Here is a 16916-nt window from a genome sequence, read left to right on the forward strand (position 1 = left end):
ACTCCATTTTATGGTGAATTAAGGAACCACTGCACTGTTTCAACCTTAGCTGAAAGCTCTTGTTCGAGTTCGTAATGAGTAAACTCAAAATTACCTTCTTCGTCCGGGTATAATGTGTCTGGATAAATGAATACTTCATTTGAATCTACTATTTCGCCTTCAGAGTTTAGTAGATTGTAGGTAACAGACACAGAGTATATCGGAACAGTAGCAATGCTTTTTATCTTGCCCTTTATGACTAAGTAGCCATATTCATCCTTTTTTGCTTCAAACGATATTATTTCTACTGCATTATTCTTGTTAAATTCAAATTCTTGTTCTGCTGCATTCATTGCTTGAGCAATTCGTTTTTGCTGCTCTGTTTCGAAAGCAATTTTTTCTTTTTCTACCGTTGTTTTAAGGCTTTTTAGTTTCTCACTATCCGGTGCAAACCTAAGCCCATCTTTAATCGTGGTGATAGCATCTGAAAACTGTTTTAATTTCAGGAATTCATTAGCTTTTGAAAAAGTAAAATCAACCAAACGATCTCGTATTTCCTCCGTTATTTCTTCTGCTTCTTCATTTTGAATTGTTTCCGCTTGCCATAATAATATTTTTAAGTCTTGAATAGAAGGTTTTTGCTCTAATCGAAATTTAAGTTCCTCTGTTTTAATTTGGTTGCGCTTTTGAAGAATTTGGTTTAATAATTCATTTACAACCTCACCATTATAATTTTTAATACTTTCTTCCGCTTGTTTTGTAATAGTAAGGGCTTGCTGAAAATCTTCCTCTTCTGTTAACTTATTGGCAGAGGTTAGCTGATCTTGTATGGAGATGGCAATATCCATAAACTGTGAACCGTGAGTAGCCGCTTTAAATTGGCTCTTCAGTTCAATAGCTTCATTAAAAAAGTCCTTTGCTTGCTTGAATTTTCCACTATAGGCAAGCTGTTCACCCTTTTCATATGCTTCAATAGCTTTATTCAATTTATAATTGGAAAGGAGAAAGGTACTAAGAAAAATGAGTCCAAAAAGTACCATAATGCTTAGAGGTAAAAACCACCATTTATTAAAACCTTTCGTTCTAGCTGTGCGCTCTTCTAGGTCTTTTGGTAATTCTTTACCACATTTTATACAGTATAATTCCTCATTTTTGACCTCTGTTCCACAATAAGGGCAATGGGCCATGTATTTATCACCTGCTCTAGGATATAGTAAGAAGAAGTATATTCTAAATTTTAACATAAGCTATATGTAGATAGTAATATTCGCCATCAAAATTTCGAAAAAAGATTATGGTTAGTTATTAATTTTTTGGTAAAATATTAATAGTGATAAATTTAGATTACATAGGAAACATAAGAAACCCTATTCTTAAAGGGTATGCTTGGCTTTTCTTAACTAGGAGGTGTATGAAATGCTAGAGGTAGTTATGGGAATCGTTTGTACCGGCATTTTACTAGTAAATATTGGATATTGTTTGTTCGATCATTCATAAGTAAGACGACAAAACAGCACTTTAGGGTGCTGTTTTTTTATGTAAAAAATCTGTTTTCCATCATTATTGATATCTAAGCAGTTTACCTTCGGGTGATATAGAAAGTCCCTCAAAACGATACCCACTCAAATTATTCCCCCCTTATTCCAGCGAAGGTCTACTTTTTCTATATTCAATATCGTCGAAAAAAACACACTCGATAATGTAATCCATAGACACCTCTTTTTGACTTTAAACGATTATAAATGTGAAAGGAGGTGAGTTTCATGGCTTTAGAACAAAAGGTAAGTACCCAATTGCAGCTTATTTTTCAAGTTGGTTTGGATGAAGAGGGGAATATGATGTTAAAAAACAAAAATTTTAACAATGTGAAGACAGATGCAACTGCGGATCAATTATTTGCTGTTGCAAGTGTTCTTGAACCTCTTCAAGAAAGAACATTACATGGGGTAGAACGTAATGATTCCTCTATTGTAGTTAGTTCGTAACAAAAAAATACTGTAGATAGAAGGGAGGGGTAGAGATGTCAAGACGACTAGAATTGAAGTTCGCAAATACTGAAGGGAAAATAGTAACTATTGCATTAGACGAACCAGTAGAGCCTGCTGATGCACTACTTATTAACCAGGCCATGGACGAAATTATTACGCAAAATGTATTTACTTCTGCTGGAGGAGACATAATTGAGAAGAAAAGTGCTCGTATTGTAGAGCGAAATGTGTCTGAAATCACATTATAATTTTAAAGGGAGCGAGCAATCGCTCCTTTTTTACTTAGACTCTAAGCGCAAAGGTTATCATTCGTATTAATTTTCATTGGAAATGGCCTTGATTAACAATTTCTAGCAAGAGGGGAGGTTAGTTGAAATGAATGATTGGGCCAATTGGATTCCAGAAATAGGTTTTCCTGTTGTGGTGACATTTTATTTGCTTCACCGAATTGAAGGGAAATTAGATGTTTTGATAGAATCTATCACGGCACTTCCGGATAAAATGAATTAAACGAAAGAAAATGGCTTGAATGATACAAGCCATTTTCTTTTTTCTTGTCCTAGCGTGTAAGAGAAAACTCGTCAAAAGGGAAAACGATTAATTCACTGCGTCCAATAATTTCTTCGTCTTTAATAAAGCCTAAACCGTTCCGACTATCTTTACTAATAGATCTATTATCACCCATTACAAAATAGCGACCATCAGGTACTTGAATTGGTCCAAAATCACCAGTTCCTCTAATGGCATCACTATCTAAGTATGGTTGATCGTGTTTTACTCCATTTATGTATAAAACTCGGTCTTTCACTTCAATCGTATCATTTGGAAGACCTATTACTCTTTTAACGTAATTTTTAATCGGCCTTTGAATGATTACAATATCCCCTCGATCTGGTTCCGAGAATAGGTAAATGGCTTTATTAAAAATAACACGCTCTCCATTTTCAAGTGCCGGGTACATACTTGCACCTTCTACAACAGAAGTTGCGAAACCGAAAGTTCTAATGATGAAAGCAAGTCCTATCGCAATTAAAATTGCTTTTCCCCATTCCCAAATTTCTTTACCCACGTAGTTTGTCCCCTCTTTCTCAATATCCACCTTAATTATATCGTAACACAAGTTTCAACTTATCTATAATTAATTTATTCGAACATCTTCCTATTATTTAACAGTATAAGAATAATTATACTTTTTGATCAAAAAATAAAAAAGAATAAAAATGTGGTTTATGTTATTTTAAAAAAAGGTATACAGTAATAATCATCTATATTAACAAACTCTGCCCTTAACTAGTTCTTTAAATAGTTATATTATTTCGCTATAACGAATAACTAAAGATAGTCAAATATACCCATAGTTTTGTCGAAAATGCTTACTTAAAATTCTAGTAAAGCGTTTTTTCTAACTTTTTTTCTGAAAATTTTGTCTAATTTTGCGATTCTATTTACTTTTTCTATTACTTTTGACATAATCATAAACGTTTAGTAAATATAGAGAGGAACTAGGGGTATGAGGAAGAGTTTAGTAGAAAAAGTAGATGATAGTGCTTTGTTTTTGGAGATTCAAAAAAAGAGAGAGAAAATGCATTACACTGCGGATCATTACGGATTAGAAAGCAGCCAGACTTTATCTGTAAGTCAAGAACTAGACAAATTAATAAATGTCTATTTGAAGCAAAAATTAGAGAGAGTAAACTTCTAAAGATTGTCACGATATTGTGAAAAAATTTTAACAGAATAAAGGATTAGTATGGTAATATAAAGAAAAAGTTGACGATTTTTGGAGGGATGCTCAAGTGGCGTCTACTTGCAATTCAAACCAATTAAAACAACAAATTGAACAAATGCGTATCAAGATGATTGAAATAGCAACTGTGAAAGGATTTACTAGTGATGAATCCATTCATATTAGTCGCGAGTTAGACAAGCTGTTAAATATGTACCAGGAGCTAGAGGAAAAAGAACAATCTAAATTGATAAAGTGATTATTGCGTCTTTCAAACTTCATTTAAAAACCAGCGAGTATAAATATAAATCGCTGGTTTTTTTATTGCTTGGGAAATATAAAATTTTGGACTTGTGGATAGGTTAGTTGCACGGGGAAGCCACGTCTAGCTCCAGCACCTACCCCCTCGGGACATAAGTCAATCCCTTCTGTTGCAAAAACCGCCACGGCAGGTTTTGTCTTATGCCTGCCTTAGGCTGAGCAAGGCGATTGCGCTTTTGTTCTATCTGTTTTATTTAAGTGATTCGTTCTGAAGGTAGGTTTCTAATCTTTCCATACCTTTTTTAAGCGTTTCAAAATTATAGGCGTAGGAAAGCCTCATATAGCCTTGTCCTAGTGAGGAGAATGCATCACCAGGTACGAGGGCTAGCCCCACCTTTTCCACCAAATCAATACCCAATTCAAAAGAAGTCATTTTTTCGATTGGAAATTTCGGGAAAATATAAAAAGCTCCATCAGGTTTTATAGGGTTTAATCCCATGCTCAGAAGACTATCATATACGAATTCCATTCGTTTTTTATATTCTTTTTTCATTTCAATAGGATCTTCTTTTCCATTCTTTAATGCTTCTAATGCAGCATACTGACTAATACTAGAAGGGCATGAAACATTGTATTGATGTACCTTTAAAATATGCTTGGCAATGTTTTTAGGTGCCAATAGATAGCCTATTCGCCATCCAGTCATGGAATGTGACTTAGATAATCCTTGAACAATAATTGTCTGTCCTCGCAGTTCAGGAAAAGTTCCAATGGAGACATGTTCCGTTTCGTAAGATAATTCACTATAAATTTCGTCTGCTAATACAAAAATTGGTTTTCCCTTTAATACATCAACTATTTCCTTCAGCTCTCCACGAGTTAAACTCACTCCCGTAGGATTAGAAGGATAAGGTAAAACGATGCATTTCGTTTTAGGTGTTATGTACTCGTTTAAAAGTTCAGCTGTTACTTTAAAATTAGTTTTGGTCGTGTCCGCAAAAATAGGGGTAGCACCTGCTAATCTGATAAGTGGTTCATACCCTGGATATATAGGTCCAGGAAGGATAACCTCATCTCCTGGACGCAGTACCGTTCTAAACGTAATATCAATTGCCTGGGATGCTCCAACAGTAGCAATAATTTCTGTTTCAGGATCATAATTCAATTCATACTTTTCATGAATAAAGTTTCTGATGGCTTCTCTCAATGAAAGCATTCCTGCATTGTGTGTGTAGGTTGTAAAATTCTGGTCTATTGCTGCTTTACCAGCCTCTTTTACATGATTGGGTGTTTGGAAATCAGGTTGACCTATTGTAAGTGATATAACATCCTTTTTATCGGCTACTAAATTAAAAAACTTTCTGATTCCAGAGATTTGAATATTTTTTGCATGTTCGTTTAATAAATGCTCCACGTGTACTACCTCCATATTTACGAAAATTTTATATTGTTAACAAAATGTTCAAACAATTTAGATTACTTTCTTTATAAATTCTGTTATAATAAAGTCGAATTTGGTAGAAAGGAGTGGAATTATGAGACCACGCCGTCCATCCTTTAATCAACTAGTGAATGAAAACAAAATATTATTATTAAAAGATGAACAATTAATGCTAAAAATTGAACAAAAGATTGAAAATAAACAATTAACAAAAAAAGAGCCTAAAACAACAGTCCTACCTAATTAATCGATATAAACTAATCTTGGAATATCATATCATGCATTTTATAAAAAAGTAAAAAAGAAGGTTGCATGAGTACACATACAACCTTCTTTATTTTAGTCTATTATTTTTTTGAATAACACATGATTTTCTAGATGTATGTGTGTAAATGTGTCTTCCTCTAGCTCTCGAAGTCTTTCATACGTAATGCGATAGGTATTACATGCACCATCTGGTAGGGTGTAATCATTTGTTACCTCACGAAGTTGTTTCAATAATTGACCTGCTTTGTCATGCTCATCCTCTAATTCTTTAATCTTTTCTAACTGCTCAGGGAGCTGTTGTTTTTCATGTTCAAGTATAAGGGGAAAGACCTCGTTTTCCTCTTTTAATGTATGCTCCTCTAGCTCCATCTGTAATTCATGATATAAACGATAAACTTCTTTTAGATGAGTATGATGATTACCATGCACTCTATATACTTTTGTTACTAGTGGACTAAGTGCTGGGAGTTCTTCCTTTAAATAAGAATGGTGGACGTCTGTAATGTAGTCAATTAAGTCTTTTACGGAAATCTCTTCCCAGTTTGGTTGCTGTTCTCCTCTTAAAACCCACTGATCATAGCCTTCATTTAATTGCATGAGGATATCGTCTTCTTGAAGTTTGCGTTTCTCTACTACTTCTTTTAAAGGCTTATCTCCTCCACAACAAAAATCAATTTTATACTTCTTAAAAATATCGCTAGCCTTCGGATACATTTTTATAATGTTGGCAGGTGTATCATTATTTGTAATGGTATACATGAAAAACCCTCCTTTTTTTCTCTTTTACTATACAAGAGAAAAAAGGAGGGTTTTGTGATTTAGGTCACACTATTAGGTAGTATATGCTTTTTTTGTTGTGTTTCCAATAGAATGACGGCAGCAATAATAGCAAGCATCCCAATTGCTTGCCAAAGACTGAAGGCTTCCTGAAAAATGGTAATACCAATAATAGTAGCAATAATTGGTTCAATTGTTGTAAAGATGGATGCCTTGGATGCCTCCATTTCCTTTAGGCCAACCGTATAAATAATGTAAGCAAAGGCTGTAGGGAAGAAACCTAAACCAAAAGCAAAAAAGAAAGGCGTTGGTTGCAATAAAATAGAAATTTTATCCAAAGGGAAAAGCGGTAGTAAAAATAATGCTGCGACAACAAATGTGTATAATGTGATTGTTTTGCTGTGATATTTTACTAATGCAAACTTACTGAAGATACTATAAAGTGCATAACCTAATCCTGATCCTAAGCCAAAAAGTATGGCACCAAATGTCACTTTCTCTTGTTGAGTAGGGAATAGTTCCACAATGAAAACAATTCCCATCATCGAGAGGAAAAGGGCCATTACCTTTCCTTTCGTGAACAACTCTTTAAATATTAGGCGAGAAAGAACAGTGACCATTATGGGAGCAGTATATAGTAAAGCCGTTGCAACAGGTAAAGTCGACATTTGAATAGTAGTAAATAGACAGTAATTAAAAAAAACAATGCTAAAAATTCCTGTACCAATAAAATACTTTAAATCTATGACCCTATGTAAACGTAAAAATTTTCTCTCTTTTAGGCAAAAGTATAAAAGTAGTATAAAAGCAGAAAAAGATACTCGTATAGCTACTACTTCAAGAGGAGAGAAGCCATATGCGTATAGATGTTTTACAAACCAACCAATCGTTCCCCATAAAGATGCTCCAAGAATGATAAATAGAAGCGGTCGTTTCATACTTTTTATATTCCCCCTTTACCCCTTCTACACATTGTAAAGGACTTGAAAGAAAATAAAAAGGAAAAAACAGATAACGAATGTTTAGGAAAAACACTTAATTAGCGAAGTATTCTGTCCTAGTGGCCGAACAGCACTTATTTACTAAATCCAACGCTAATGATTATACGCAACTACTTCGAATAAAATTAATACTCTCTTTATTATTATCAAAGATGTTTAAATCATCATAAAATTGACAAAACTTTAGAATAATTGGCAGAAATGGGGGTATAATTGTGCAGTTTAATAATTTGAAAGATTGGTTTATCGAAACAGGAAAGTTATCTCCACTCGGAATAACAGACTCTCATTTACACTTTTTCTTTGGTCTTATATCGATATTTTTCATTTACTATGTGTTTAGTCCTCTTATTCGTTGGCTCGTTGAATTACAGTGGAGCAAAGTTCTAACATATATGCTAGGTAGTATGATGGCATTATTCTTATGGACTTTTGTGGAGTTTTATCAAGGAGCTAATGGGACTGGAAATATGGAGTTTTCTGATTTGGCAAGTTCCGTGCTAGCAATTATTGTTTTTGGAGTAAGCTTGTTTATCATTCACCTAGTACAGTCGTTCGTGAGACATATAAGAGAAAAAAATAAAAAAAATATGCAGCCGCAAAAAAATGTTTAGGGACACCGACTTGCTCGGTGTTTTTTTGGTTAAAAATTATTTGACTGGTTTGTTTCGTAAGCTGAAGCAATTAAACTCATGATACACTTGGATAAAAAATTAAAATTAAAAATTTAAAAACCTTTTTATATAGAGAAAAGTCATTAGTATGAGGGACAAATGGGGGAGGGGTTAGATGAACATCAAACGAGCTGTAAAAGAAGCAAAAAAAGGTGATGAAGAAGCCTTCTTATTATTAATAAACTTCGTGAAAGAGTCACTCTATAGAACCGCCTTTCGCTATTTTGGTAATGAGCATGATGCTTTAGATGCAGTTCAAGAGGTAACATGCAAAGCTTATTTGAAAATAGACCATCTTCGGAAAGCAGAGCAATTTAAAGGTTGGATGTTAAGAATGATGATCAATCATTGCAATGATGTTTGGAAGAAGCGAAAGCGAAATATCCCAGTGGAGGAAATTTTTTATGCTGGGTTTGTTGAAAATAATGATGACCAACTTATTTTAATGGAAATGTTATTGAAGTTAGAGCCTAAAATACAAGAAATAATTCATTTAAAATATTTTGACGATTGGACAATTAAACAAATCGCGGACTGGAAAAAAGTTCCTGAGGGCACTATTAAAACTTGGCTTAATAGGGGGCTGCAGCATCTAAGAGTAGAATGGGAGAAAGGAGAAGAGAGCCATGGATAAAAAGGAGAGTTGGTTAGAGGATTATAAGAGGAGAGAAGATCAACTGTCTTTTCCAAAGGATTTAGACAGACGCATTACAGCTGGTATGTTACAGGCAAAAGAAATAAAAAAGAAAAAGTGGAGAAAAATGCAATGGTTAACGGCTTCTTTTGCTAGTATATCGGTAGCTTCTATTCTTCTTTTTGGGGGGATGTCTCTTTTATCAGAGAACGATAATGTACCTGGATGGCTCAGTAATGCCCTTTCAAAAATTGGTTTTACTGAAAGAGAAAAAACGTTTCATGAAAACACGAAAGAAGAAAATGCCGAATACATTGGCTATGCAAAGCAACTAGACCAAACGATTAAACATGGTAATATATCTGTTACCGTTTATCAAGTAGTAGCTTCACAGGAAGGGATTAGAATAGATTATCGAGTAAAAGTGGATGATCCAAATGCAACACGATTATATATTACGGATGAAGACATAGTAGGTGAAGACGGCAACTCTTTAAAACAGGTAGAACATCTTGAATCCGGTATGATTGAGTTACCTGAAAAAAGTTTCAAAGATACTTATACATCCTTTACATTTCCACATCTTCAAAAAGATCAACTGCTAGCCTATGGAGATAACTGGACATATAAAATTGTGTTTGAGCGTTTGCAAGATACGCCATTTGAATTTGATATCCCAATTGATAGAAGCTGGTTTGATTCGGAAGTAATTGAACTGGATAAAACAGTTGGAATTGACGGGAATATGATCACCATTCATGATGTAACAATTAGCCCGTTATTTACAAAAATTGGATTTTCCCTACATCCTGATACGATAGATAATGTACTAGGAATAGAAAAACCAGTTTTACGAAATGAAAATGGAATCACATGGGGTAAAGCAGATTCCTATAACGTTGTGAATATTGGTAGAGAGAGGACAGAAGTAATTTTCACAAATGATTTTCAAAAGATCCCGGAAGAGTTATCTCTACAATTCTCAAATTTACACGTGCTAGATAAGGGAACATCGAAAGTAGAGATAGATATAAAAGATTATGCATTTCATCAAATACCAGAAGGAATTCAAGTTCCTAGTATGATGTCCAACGAGAGGGAGGATAAAGTAACTTTTGAATTCATCGTTAATGGCTATATTGAAGAAGATGGATTCTTTCCAGATTATTTTATAGATGCTACAGGAAATAAGGGAACAATAAACGTCATCGAAAGTAAGCACCAAGAATCTCTTAATGAAACATCCTTTACAGTAGAATTCAGTCCAAGAACTTTATCGGGCCCCATTTCTTTTGATGTCAACTATGCAATCAAGAAACTGGCAAGTAAAGTAAAGATACCAATTAAGTAAAATAAGGGAAAATACCTCCTTTGTGGATAAGGAGGTATTTTTATGTATATATATAAATGGTAAAATGAAACCCTTATGTTATTCTAGCCGTATAATGAAGAGAAGGGGGAAATTGGCATGACTTTTCAAGTGATTTCTGTTTTAGGAGCTTTTAGTGGGTTTTTTGCGTTTGTTTTATTTTTCTTGTTACTTCTTCTTATTTTAAACATTATTACGAGTATTTGGGCTTATCGTGACGCACTAAGAAAAGGTCAAAGTAAAGAATACGCATTAATTGTACTCATCGGCACACTAATATTTCCTATCATTGGTTTGATCGTCTATTTGGTCATTCGAAATGACTAACGAATAAATAGATGTATACATAATAAAGGAGGGATTTTTGTGATTGTAACAACAACTAGTACATTACAAAACAGAGAGATTACCGAGTATTTAGATCTAGTATACGGAGAAGCTATTATGGGTGCGAATGTTGTCAGGGACTTTCTAGCAGGTATTTCTGACATAGTTGGTGGTAGAAGTGGTACGTATGAAGGAAAGCTTGCGGAAGGTCGCGAAATCGCTGTAAAGGAAATGAAAGAAAAGGCAACGCGATTAGGTGCAGATGCTATTATTGGGATTGACTTAGATTTCGAAACGCTAAGAGATGGGATGATGATGGTAGTAGCATCAGGGACTGCAGTGAAATTAAGATAATGAAAACCTCTGGTTGTTAAGGCCAGAGGATTTTTTATACTTTAAGAAAGTTTAACTTTGTTAAAGGATTAAAGTAGAAGAAAAACTAAGGCTTTTGCCATAAGGACTTGGCGACAAGCCAAGTTTTTCTAATGGGATCTGTAGTTTTATTCCTTTACCGGTTAAAATATTTTCTACTATTGTTTTGTTTACCACCAGATACCCAAGATGAGATAGAAGGGGTATAAGCATAGGAAGGCTTTTTTTCAACTGGAGGTTTCCAATTCAAGTAATCATAAAGAATCGCCTTAGACTTTTTTAGGTTCAACTGGGGCTTGGGATTTCGATAGGTTTCATCAAGTGCTCCAAGGTGTTTCAACTCTTTCAAATCTTCTCGTTTTGGAGGTAAATGGAAAAAGTAATCTCCCACTTGAATTAAAAGCGTAGAATGTTGTTGGCTAAGCTTTGGGTGGTTTGAATAATGAAGACCTATTTTTTTTGCCTTTTTTTGTTCAAGTAATTTTTCAATAGCATTTTTTTTGATGTCATAAAGATGACGTGGATCAGGTGCTGCCTTTGCATGACGGTTTACTACTGCTAAAGCTTCTGCTATTTCTTTCACTGTATATTCCTTGTTTTCCTTATTCACTGTTTCATCCTCCTTCCTAAAAAGTATATTAAGAGAGGGGATAGCCTCTCTTATTGGTTTTTGTAGGTTTTTATGTCTTGTACAATTTCTTGCATGGATGCTGCTTTCGTGCCGTCGTATCGTTTAATAGCATGTCCATTTGGAGCAACTAAATAAAATGATGTTCCGTGACCAACTTGTTCATTTCCATCCGCTTTTGTTACGAGCGTGTAAAAAGATTCAGCTGCAAATGATTCAATTTCTTCTTGAGTGTATCCAGTTAAAAAGTTCCAATTAGAATAATCTTGTGTATATTTATCGCCAAATTCCTTAAGTACAGCCGGAGTATCAACGGTTGGGTCTACACTAAAGGAAATTAGTTGAACGTCTAAATTTTCCTCTTTTAACTGTTGTTGTAATCTAGCCATATTTCCAGTCATTGGTGGACATACAGTATTACAATTAGTAAATATAAAGTCCGCTACCCAAAATTCACCCTTTAATTCTTCTAACGAAACAGGTTCGTTATTTTGATTGGTGTACGTAAAATCAGCAATTTCAAAATCAAAATCACCAACATATGTTTGTTCTTTTTTCTCCATTATTCCACATGCAGATAGTACCACTAATAGGAATAGTGAGGGGATAATCCATTTTTCTTTTCGCATTTATAAAGCCTCCTGAAACAGTTTCAAATCTATTGTAACATGTGTACATTAATAGAAAGCTAGTGTTAATAGTGACAATTTTATTACTTTTCTCAGTTTAACCGTCAATGAATGAATTTAGACAGTTAACCGTCACGATGTAATGTAAACAGATTAATTTCCGGCTTGCATAAAAAGCGATACGGTAATCTTGTCGTTCCAATTCCCCTTGTAACGAATAGTTGTAGTGGGTTATTTCCAATTGTATAGTTGCCTTCTACATACTTTTCTGCAAAAGGAGGTGTGACAACATAGCCGATGAAAGGTATTTGGATTTGTCCTCCATGACTATGTCCAGAAAATTGCACATCTACTGGAAATGCTTTTGTTAAATCTGCGAAATCTGGCTCGTGACACATTAAAACAGTAAATTTATCCGTGTCTACATTAGATAATGTTTGGTCAAGGCTAGGTCTCCCGAGCATAACGTCATCAAGTCCAGCTAAATTGAATGTTGTATCATCTTTTACAATTTGTGTGGATTCGTTCATTAAAAGGCGAAATTGACTTAACTCCATGACCTTTTTGATTGTCTCCGTACCATAACCTCCATGATCATGGTTGCCATAAACCCAATACTTTCCGAAAGGTGCATTTATATTGGATAAAATACGAATGCATGTCTCATACTCCTGCATGGATAATTGTCTTGGATCATCAACCAGATCACCGGTAAATAAGACAAGGTCAGGTTTTTGACTATTAATTTCTGTTATTAAGTCATTAAGCTGATCGAGGGTATAATGAAATCCTAAATGAGTATCACCAAATAATAGTATGTTAAAACCGTCAAAAGCTTGGGGGATTTTAGGGGATACTATTTTCTCCCGTTTAACATTAATAAGGGACGGTTCGATATGTTTTGCATAATAATATGTGCCCCCACCTACTCCAAACAAACCGAAAAAACTATAAATGAAACGCTTCAAGAAAGAGCGCCTACTAATTGATTTTCTTGCCATATTTTTCATCCTTGATTAAATAGTTATCTATTCTAGAGTTATTCATACCAAAAAGCTAGTACTTGCATTATATCACCTAAGGGCTTTTTGGAATAGAAAACTCTTTTAAAGGATTTTTAGCATTAGTATGGAAAATTTATAGAAAGGGGTGAAAATTATGAATAAAAGAGTAGTAATAATAACTGGTGGTTCTAGCGGAATGGGAAAGTACATGGCCCAAAAGTTTGCTCATGAAGGTGCAAATGTCGTTATTACTGGTCGTGATGAAGATAAGTTGCAAAAAGCAAAGGCTGAAATTCAACAAGGAAAAGATGTCTCTGTTCATACGATTGCAATGGATGTAAGAAAACCTGAAGATGTTGAACGGATGGTTCAGGAGACAATTGATACTTTCGGAACGATAGATAGTTTGGTAAATAATGCAGCAGGAAATTTTATTGTTCCAGCAGAAAAGCTGTCCGTTAATGGATGGAATGCTGTAATAGATATAGTTTTAAATGGAACTTTCTATTGCACAAGAGCTGTAGGGAATTATTGGATAGAAAATGGAAAGAAGGGTTCTATACTTAATATGGTTGCTACTTATGCTTGGGGAGCAGGTGCAGGTGTAGCACATTCTGCTGCAGCTAAAGCAGGTGTACTTTCATTAACACGCACCCTTGCTATTGAGTGGGGAACTAAATACGGTATCCGATCAAATGCTATAGCTCCAGGACCTATTGATCGAACAGGTGGTGCAGAAAAGTTGTGGGAGTCTGAGGAAGCAGCGAAAAGAACATTGAAATCTGTCCCATTGGGAAGGTTAGGGGAACCAGAGGAAATTGCTGAATTAGCCTACTTTATGCTATCAGATAAAGCCTCGTACATGAATGGAGAAGTAGTAACATTAGATGGAGGACAATGGTTAAATAAGTTTCCATTTTAAGCAAAAGGGGTTCTAAAGATAGTGCAATACTTTGGAACTCCAAAAATTTTATACAACCACATAAAAAAGTATAGCGAAGTAGTGAAAAGCACTTTCAAACAAAACGCAAACATGCCAGATGGCATGATGATAAGGAAAACCACGCCATAAATAAAAAATGGTCCCGATGGAATAACAAATACCGCCGATTACTAATAGGAAAACGCCTTTTAATTCTAGGGAAGATATTAGAGGTTCCCAAGCAATAACCACTAACCATCCAAGTAATATATAAATGAATGTTGTGAAGAACATAAACTTTCTTAAAAAGAAAATTTTAAAAACGATTCCAATGAGTGCAATACTCCATACAAGGATAAACAATGTCCATTTCACTGTTCCTTCGAGCAATAACAAGGTAATAGGTGTATAGCAGCCAGCTATGAATAGAAAGATTGAGGAATGATCTAATAGAAGGAAGATTTCTTTTCGTTTTTTATTCTTTACAGTGTGTACGATAGTGGAGGACATATACATCAAAATCATTGTCATACCGTAAATAATAACAGAAAAAAGCCCCCATACATTTCCCTTTTCCCTTGCATATGAAATAAGAATGGTTATTGCAATCAAGCTAAGTAATGCTCCGATTGCATGGGTTAATGCATTTGCAAATTCTTCTTTTTGCGTATACGTATAACTACTCATTCTTAAATGCCTCGTTTCATATAATAATCCCTATTTATGATGATTCAAAAAAAAACCTCTATTCCTTTTTTGTTAAAAACCTCTCCTATTTCCTGACATACTGATAGCACCAAAAAATACTACCTTCATAAACTGTATTAAAGTTGGTTCCAAGGATTCCGTAGATGCAGGTAGGTGAGGAGAATGTACTTTTATTGTAGCCATTGTTATGTCATGACAAAGTGTAACTTAGGGTGTACTTTATGTGGTAGTAAAGATATAAAGCCTATTGAAATCAATGTTCATTACCAAAAAAAAGATAAGCCTAAATTGTAATATATGTTTAAAAAGATAAAACGTATCTTGTACTTGTAGTATTTATAAGTTGTAATATGTTAAAATGTATTTGGAGTTATTTCTATACTATCTACAAATGTATAAGATGAGTGGACGATAGTACTAGAAAGACAATGCTACCGCTTCCAGGTCCCGCACTAAAAGTAAAGGATTAAAAAATCACTTTCCCTTTACAACTAGCCCAAGTTTTTCAAAAAAAATAGTAGTCAAAGAAATACTCCTGTGCTGCTAGAAGGAGTGACAAGCGATGTTCAGCATTCAAAGCACAGAAATTAGAGATGTCACTGTTGGTGACTTAATGATTTCTTCAGAAAAGGTTGCACACGTACAAACACAAAACCCATTAGAACATGCATTACTAGTCCTAGTTAAAACCGGATATTCAGCAGTTCCCGTATTAAATGCACAATCCCATTTTAAAGGAATAGTAAGTAAAACAATGATTATTGACAGTATATTAGGCATAGAACGATTTGAAGTGGAAAAGCTTTCCCAATCCACTGTACAAGAAGTAATGGATTCGGAAGTTCCTACACTTCATCGGGACGATGGGTTTATGAAAGCATTGAAATTAGCAATAAACCATCCGTTTATTTGTGTAGTTGATGAGAATGGTTATTTTGACGGTATTCTCACTAGGCGCGCTATTTTAAAGAAGTTAAATCGTCACCTACATGAGAACAACCAAAGTAATGCAACTTGAAATGTTGGCTAATGCCAGCATTTTTTTATTTTACTTTAAGAAAATTTAATGTTGTTAAAGGATTAAAGTATAAGAAAAACTAAGGCTTTCGCCATAAGGACTTGGTGACAAGCCAAGTTTTTCTAATGTTTTGCTAGTAATATCATGACTCGTTGATTTGAGGGTATAATATTACTTGTCATATAGAATAAGATTTTGATACAGTAAAGGAGAAAACTATTAAAAGAGGTGTAGACGATGAAAATGATGGATGCAAATGAAATTATTCAATTTATTTCAAACAGTAAAAAATCAACTCCTGTTAAAGTTTATATAAAAGGTACAGGATTAAAAGAAATTGATTTTGGTTCTGATGTACAAGCTTTTGTGGAAACATCAACAGGTACTTTATTTGGAGAATGGAAGGTAATTCAAGACCTTTTAAAAGTACATAGTGAAAAAATTACGGACTATGTAGTAGAAAACGACCGTAGAAATTCTGCCATTCCATTATTGGACCTTAAAGGAATTAATGCTCGCATTGAGCCAGGAGCTATCATTCGTGACCAAGTAGAAATTGGTGATGGCGCAGTCATTATGATGGGCGCTAGTATTAATATAGGTTCTGTTGTAGGTGCGGGAACTATGATTGATATGAACGTCGTTCTTGGCGGTAGAGCAACAGTAGGTAAAAACTGTCACATAGGTGCAGGGTCTGTACTTGCAGGTGTTATTGAACCACCTTCTGCTAAGCCAGTTGTCATTGAGGATGATGTCGTAGTAGGGGCAAACGCAGTTATTTTAGAAGGCGTAACTGTTGGTAAAGGCGCAGTAGTCGCTGCAGGGGCTATTGTAACGGAAGATGTACCTTCTAATACAGTTGTAGCAGGTACTCCAGCAAGAGTTATTAAAGAAATTGATGACAAAACAAGATCTAAAACAGAGATTAAACAAGAGTTAAGAAAACTAAATGACGAGTAATAACCACTAGCAGGAGGATAAAAACTCCTGCTTTTTTTCCATTCGCTTTTTTAGAATTAGGCTTTTAACAAAAGATTGTTGTTATTTTTCGATGTTGATAGAAAATGCGACGTAACTTGATGTGTGCGAATCCAAACGCTACGGAAATACACTACGCTTTCCACGGGCTCGCGCTGAGCCTCCTCACTCGCAAAGATCGCTCGCTGTGGGGTCTCAACGTCTTCGCTGTCC

General features: G+C 34.7%; 23 protein-coding genes. 14 read left to right on the forward strand and 9 right to left on the reverse strand.

Annotation, left to right across the window (positions count from 1 at the left end; genetic code table 11):
• Positions 1 to 8: 8 nt before the first annotated feature.
• Positions 9 to 1166, reverse strand: a complete 1158-nt coding sequence (locus tag HNQ94_RS16340) for a zinc ribbon domain-containing protein (protein ID WP_174497337.1) — start codon at positions 1164 to 1166, stop codon at positions 9 to 11.
• A gap of 576 nt (positions 1167 to 1742) precedes the next feature.
• Here HNQ94_RS16340 and HNQ94_RS16345 point away from each other — a divergent pair.
• The 3 genes from HNQ94_RS16345 (at position 1743) to HNQ94_RS16355 (ending at position 2477) form a co-directional block, all read left to right on the forward strand.
• Positions 1743 to 1964: a DUF1659 domain-containing protein gene (locus tag HNQ94_RS16345; RefSeq protein ID WP_174497336.1), complete on the forward strand. Its 222-nt coding sequence runs from the start codon at positions 1743 to 1745 to the stop codon at positions 1962 to 1964.
• 35 nt (positions 1965 to 1999) lie between these two features.
• Positions 2000 to 2215 (forward strand): DUF2922 domain-containing protein, encoded by a 216-nt coding sequence (locus tag HNQ94_RS16350; protein WP_174497335.1) that lies wholly within the window; start codon positions 2000 to 2002, stop codon positions 2213 to 2215.
• A 127-nt stretch (positions 2216 to 2342) separates the two neighbouring features.
• The gene (locus HNQ94_RS16355) at positions 2343 to 2477 is read left to right on the forward strand and encodes a YvrJ family protein (protein ID WP_174497334.1); all 135 of its coding nucleotides are present in this window, start codon (positions 2343 to 2345) and stop codon (positions 2475 to 2477) included.
• A gap of 49 nt (positions 2478 to 2526) precedes the next feature.
• Here the strand turns inward: HNQ94_RS16355 and lepB are convergent, their stop codons facing one another.
• On the reverse strand, positions 2527 to 3036 hold the full coding sequence (gene lepB, locus HNQ94_RS16360; protein WP_174497333.1) for a signal peptidase I: 510 nt from the start codon (positions 3034 to 3036) through the stop codon (positions 2527 to 2529).
• 441 nt (positions 3037 to 3477) lie between these two features.
• Between lepB and HNQ94_RS16365 the strand changes: the two genes are divergently transcribed.
• A complete protein-coding gene (locus HNQ94_RS16365; protein ID WP_376697756.1) occupies positions 3478 to 3669 on the forward strand; it encodes a Spo0E family sporulation regulatory protein-aspartic acid phosphatase in 192 nt (63 codons plus the stop codon).
• 94 nt (positions 3670 to 3763) lie between these two features.
• Entirely contained in the window at positions 3764 to 3952 is a 189-nt protein-coding gene (locus tag HNQ94_RS16370; RefSeq protein ID WP_282960587.1) for a Spo0E family sporulation regulatory protein-aspartic acid phosphatase, read from the forward strand.
• Between the two features lie 252 nt (positions 3953 to 4204).
• On the opposite strand, the gene HNQ94_RS16375 is transcribed toward HNQ94_RS16370, so the two are convergent.
• A complete protein-coding gene (locus HNQ94_RS16375) occupies positions 4205 to 5368 on the reverse strand; it encodes an aminotransferase A (protein WP_174498031.1) in 1164 nt (387 codons plus the stop codon).
• Positions 5369 to 5489: 121 nt separating this feature from the next.
• Between HNQ94_RS16375 and HNQ94_RS16380 the strand changes: the two genes are divergently transcribed.
• Positions 5490 to 5642: an FbpB family small basic protein gene (locus HNQ94_RS16380; protein ID WP_174498030.1), complete on the forward strand. Its 153-nt coding sequence runs from the start codon at positions 5490 to 5492 to the stop codon at positions 5640 to 5642.
• A gap of 92 nt (positions 5643 to 5734) precedes the next feature.
• On the opposite strand, the gene ric is transcribed toward HNQ94_RS16380, so the two are convergent.
• Complete coding sequence (gene ric / locus HNQ94_RS16385; RefSeq protein WP_174498029.1) at positions 5735 to 6421, reverse strand: iron-sulfur cluster repair di-iron protein; 687 nt, start codon at positions 6419 to 6421, stop codon at positions 5735 to 5737.
• 59 nt (positions 6422 to 6480) lie between these two features.
• Entirely contained in the window at positions 6481 to 7377 is an 897-nt protein-coding gene (locus HNQ94_RS16390) for a DMT family transporter (RefSeq protein ID WP_174498028.1), read from the reverse strand.
• A 278-nt stretch (positions 7378 to 7655) separates the two neighbouring features.
• Between HNQ94_RS16390 and HNQ94_RS16395 the strand changes: the two genes are divergently transcribed.
• From HNQ94_RS16395 to HNQ94_RS16415, 5 genes are all read left to right on the forward strand, one after another.
• The gene (locus HNQ94_RS16395) at positions 7656 to 8054 is read left to right on the forward strand and encodes a hypothetical protein (protein WP_174498027.1); all 399 of its coding nucleotides are present in this window, start codon (positions 7656 to 7658) and stop codon (positions 8052 to 8054) included.
• 175 nt (positions 8055 to 8229) lie between these two features.
• Positions 8230 to 8748 (forward strand): sigma-70 family RNA polymerase sigma factor, encoded by a 519-nt coding sequence (locus tag HNQ94_RS16400; protein ID WP_174498026.1) that lies wholly within the window; start codon positions 8230 to 8232, stop codon positions 8746 to 8748.
• Positions 8741 to 10099: a hypothetical protein gene (locus tag HNQ94_RS16405; protein ID WP_174498025.1), complete on the forward strand. Its 1359-nt coding sequence runs from the start codon at positions 8741 to 8743 to the stop codon at positions 10097 to 10099. The genes HNQ94_RS16400 and HNQ94_RS16405 overlap by 8 nt, the downstream gene beginning before the upstream one ends.
• Positions 10100 to 10216: 117 nt before the next feature.
• A complete protein-coding gene (locus tag HNQ94_RS16410) occupies positions 10217 to 10444 on the forward strand; it encodes a hypothetical protein (RefSeq protein ID WP_174498024.1) in 228 nt (75 codons plus the stop codon).
• 39 nt (positions 10445 to 10483) lie between these two features.
• Positions 10484 to 10798: a YbjQ family protein gene (locus tag HNQ94_RS16415; protein ID WP_174498023.1), complete on the forward strand. Its 315-nt coding sequence runs from the start codon at positions 10484 to 10486 to the stop codon at positions 10796 to 10798.
• A 154-nt stretch (positions 10799 to 10952) separates the two neighbouring features.
• Here the strand turns inward: HNQ94_RS16415 and HNQ94_RS16420 are convergent, their stop codons facing one another.
• From HNQ94_RS16420 to HNQ94_RS16430, 3 genes are all read right to left on the reverse strand, one after another.
• Positions 10953 to 11426 carry a YkyB family protein gene (locus tag HNQ94_RS16420; RefSeq protein ID WP_174498022.1) on the reverse strand — a complete coding sequence of 158 codons (474 nt, stop codon included), beginning with the start codon at positions 11424 to 11426 and terminating at the stop codon, positions 10953 to 10955.
• A 50-nt stretch (positions 11427 to 11476) separates the two neighbouring features.
• Positions 11477 to 12073 (reverse strand): SCO family protein, encoded by a 597-nt coding sequence (locus HNQ94_RS16425; protein ID WP_174498021.1) that lies wholly within the window; start codon positions 12071 to 12073, stop codon positions 11477 to 11479.
• A 125-nt stretch (positions 12074 to 12198) separates the two neighbouring features.
• Positions 12199 to 13074, reverse strand: a complete 876-nt coding sequence (locus HNQ94_RS16430) for a metallophosphoesterase (protein WP_246200102.1) — start codon at positions 13072 to 13074, stop codon at positions 12199 to 12201.
• Between the two features lie 157 nt (positions 13075 to 13231).
• Between HNQ94_RS16430 and fadH the strand changes: the two genes are divergently transcribed.
• Complete coding sequence (fadH, locus tag HNQ94_RS16435; protein ID WP_174498020.1) at positions 13232 to 13999, forward strand: 2,4-dienoyl-CoA reductase; 768 nt, start codon at positions 13232 to 13234, stop codon at positions 13997 to 13999.
• Between the two features lie 48 nt (positions 14000 to 14047).
• On the opposite strand, the gene trhA is transcribed toward fadH, so the two are convergent.
• Positions 14048 to 14686: a PAQR family membrane homeostasis protein TrhA gene (gene trhA / locus HNQ94_RS16440; protein WP_174498019.1), complete on the reverse strand. Its 639-nt coding sequence runs from the start codon at positions 14684 to 14686 to the stop codon at positions 14048 to 14050.
• 583 nt (positions 14687 to 15269) lie between these two features.
• On the opposite strand from trhA, the gene cbpB reads away from it, so the two are divergent.
• Together cbpB and dapD are read left to right on the forward strand one after the other, a co-directional pair.
• Positions 15270 to 15725 (forward strand): cyclic-di-AMP-binding protein CbpB, encoded by a 456-nt coding sequence (gene cbpB, locus HNQ94_RS16445; protein ID WP_174498018.1) that lies wholly within the window; start codon positions 15270 to 15272, stop codon positions 15723 to 15725.
• A gap of 237 nt (positions 15726 to 15962) precedes the next feature.
• Positions 15963 to 16685 carry a 2,3,4,5-tetrahydropyridine-2,6-dicarboxylate N-acetyltransferase gene (gene dapD / locus HNQ94_RS16450; protein ID WP_174498017.1) on the forward strand — a complete coding sequence of 241 codons (723 nt, stop codon included), beginning with the start codon at positions 15963 to 15965 and terminating at the stop codon, positions 16683 to 16685.
• Positions 16686 to 16916 lie beyond the last annotated feature (231 nt).

Origin of the sequence: Salirhabdus euzebyi (assembly GCF_014207435.1) — a bacterium.
In the GTDB taxonomy this organism is placed as follows: Bacteria; Bacillota; Bacilli; order Bacillales; family Alkalibacillaceae; genus Salirhabdus; species Salirhabdus euzebyi.

Excerpts from the sequence above, each read along its gene's own strand:
- HNQ94_RS16340 (WP_174497337.1), bottom strand. The coding sequence starts at position 1,166 with ATGGCCCATTGCCCTTATTGTGGAACAGAGGTCAAAAATGAGGAATTA.
- HNQ94_RS16345 (WP_174497336.1), top strand. The coding sequence starts at position 1,743 with ATGGCTTTAGAACAAAAGGTAAGTACCCAATTGCAGCTTATTTTTCAA.
- HNQ94_RS16350 (WP_174497335.1), top strand. The coding sequence starts at position 2,000 with ATGTCAAGACGACTAGAATTGAAGTTCGCAAATACTGAAGGGAAAATA.
- HNQ94_RS16355 (WP_174497334.1), top strand. The coding sequence starts at position 2,343 with ATGAATGATTGGGCCAATTGGATTCCAGAAATAGGTTTTCCTGTTGTG.
- HNQ94_RS16365 (WP_376697756.1), top strand. The coding sequence starts at position 3,478 with ATGAGGAAGAGTTTAGTAGAAAAAGTAGATGATAGTGCTTTGTTTTTG.
- HNQ94_RS16380 (WP_174498030.1), top strand. The coding sequence starts at position 5,490 with ATGAGACCACGCCGTCCATCCTTTAATCAACTAGTGAATGAAAACAAA.
- ric (WP_174498029.1), bottom strand. The coding sequence starts at position 6,421 with ATGTATACCATTACAAATAATGATACACCTGCCAACATTATAAAAATG.
- HNQ94_RS16390 (WP_174498028.1), bottom strand. The coding sequence starts at position 7,377 with ATGAAACGACCGCTTCTATTTATCATTCTTGGAGCATCTTTATGGGGA.
- HNQ94_RS16400 (WP_174498026.1), top strand. The coding sequence starts at position 8,230 with ATGAACATCAAACGAGCTGTAAAAGAAGCAAAAAAAGGTGATGAAGAA.
- HNQ94_RS16405 (WP_174498025.1), top strand. The coding sequence starts at position 8,741 with ATGGATAAAAAGGAGAGTTGGTTAGAGGATTATAAGAGGAGAGAAGAT.
- HNQ94_RS16410 (WP_174498024.1), top strand. The coding sequence starts at position 10,217 with ATGACTTTTCAAGTGATTTCTGTTTTAGGAGCTTTTAGTGGGTTTTTT.
- HNQ94_RS16425 (WP_174498021.1), bottom strand. The coding sequence starts at position 12,073 with ATGCGAAAAGAAAAATGGATTATCCCCTCACTATTCCTATTAGTGGTA.
- HNQ94_RS16430 (WP_246200102.1), bottom strand. The coding sequence starts at position 13,074 with ATGGCAAGAAAATCAATTAGTAGGCGCTCTTTCTTGAAGCGTTTCATT.
- fadH (WP_174498020.1), top strand. The coding sequence starts at position 13,232 with ATGAATAAAAGAGTAGTAATAATAACTGGTGGTTCTAGCGGAATGGGA.
- trhA (WP_174498019.1), bottom strand. The coding sequence starts at position 14,686 with ATGAGTAGTTATACGTATACGCAAAAAGAAGAATTTGCAAATGCATTA.
- cbpB (WP_174498018.1), top strand. The coding sequence starts at position 15,270 with ATGTTCAGCATTCAAAGCACAGAAATTAGAGATGTCACTGTTGGTGAC.
- dapD (WP_174498017.1), top strand. The coding sequence starts at position 15,963 with ATGAAAATGATGGATGCAAATGAAATTATTCAATTTATTTCAAACAGT.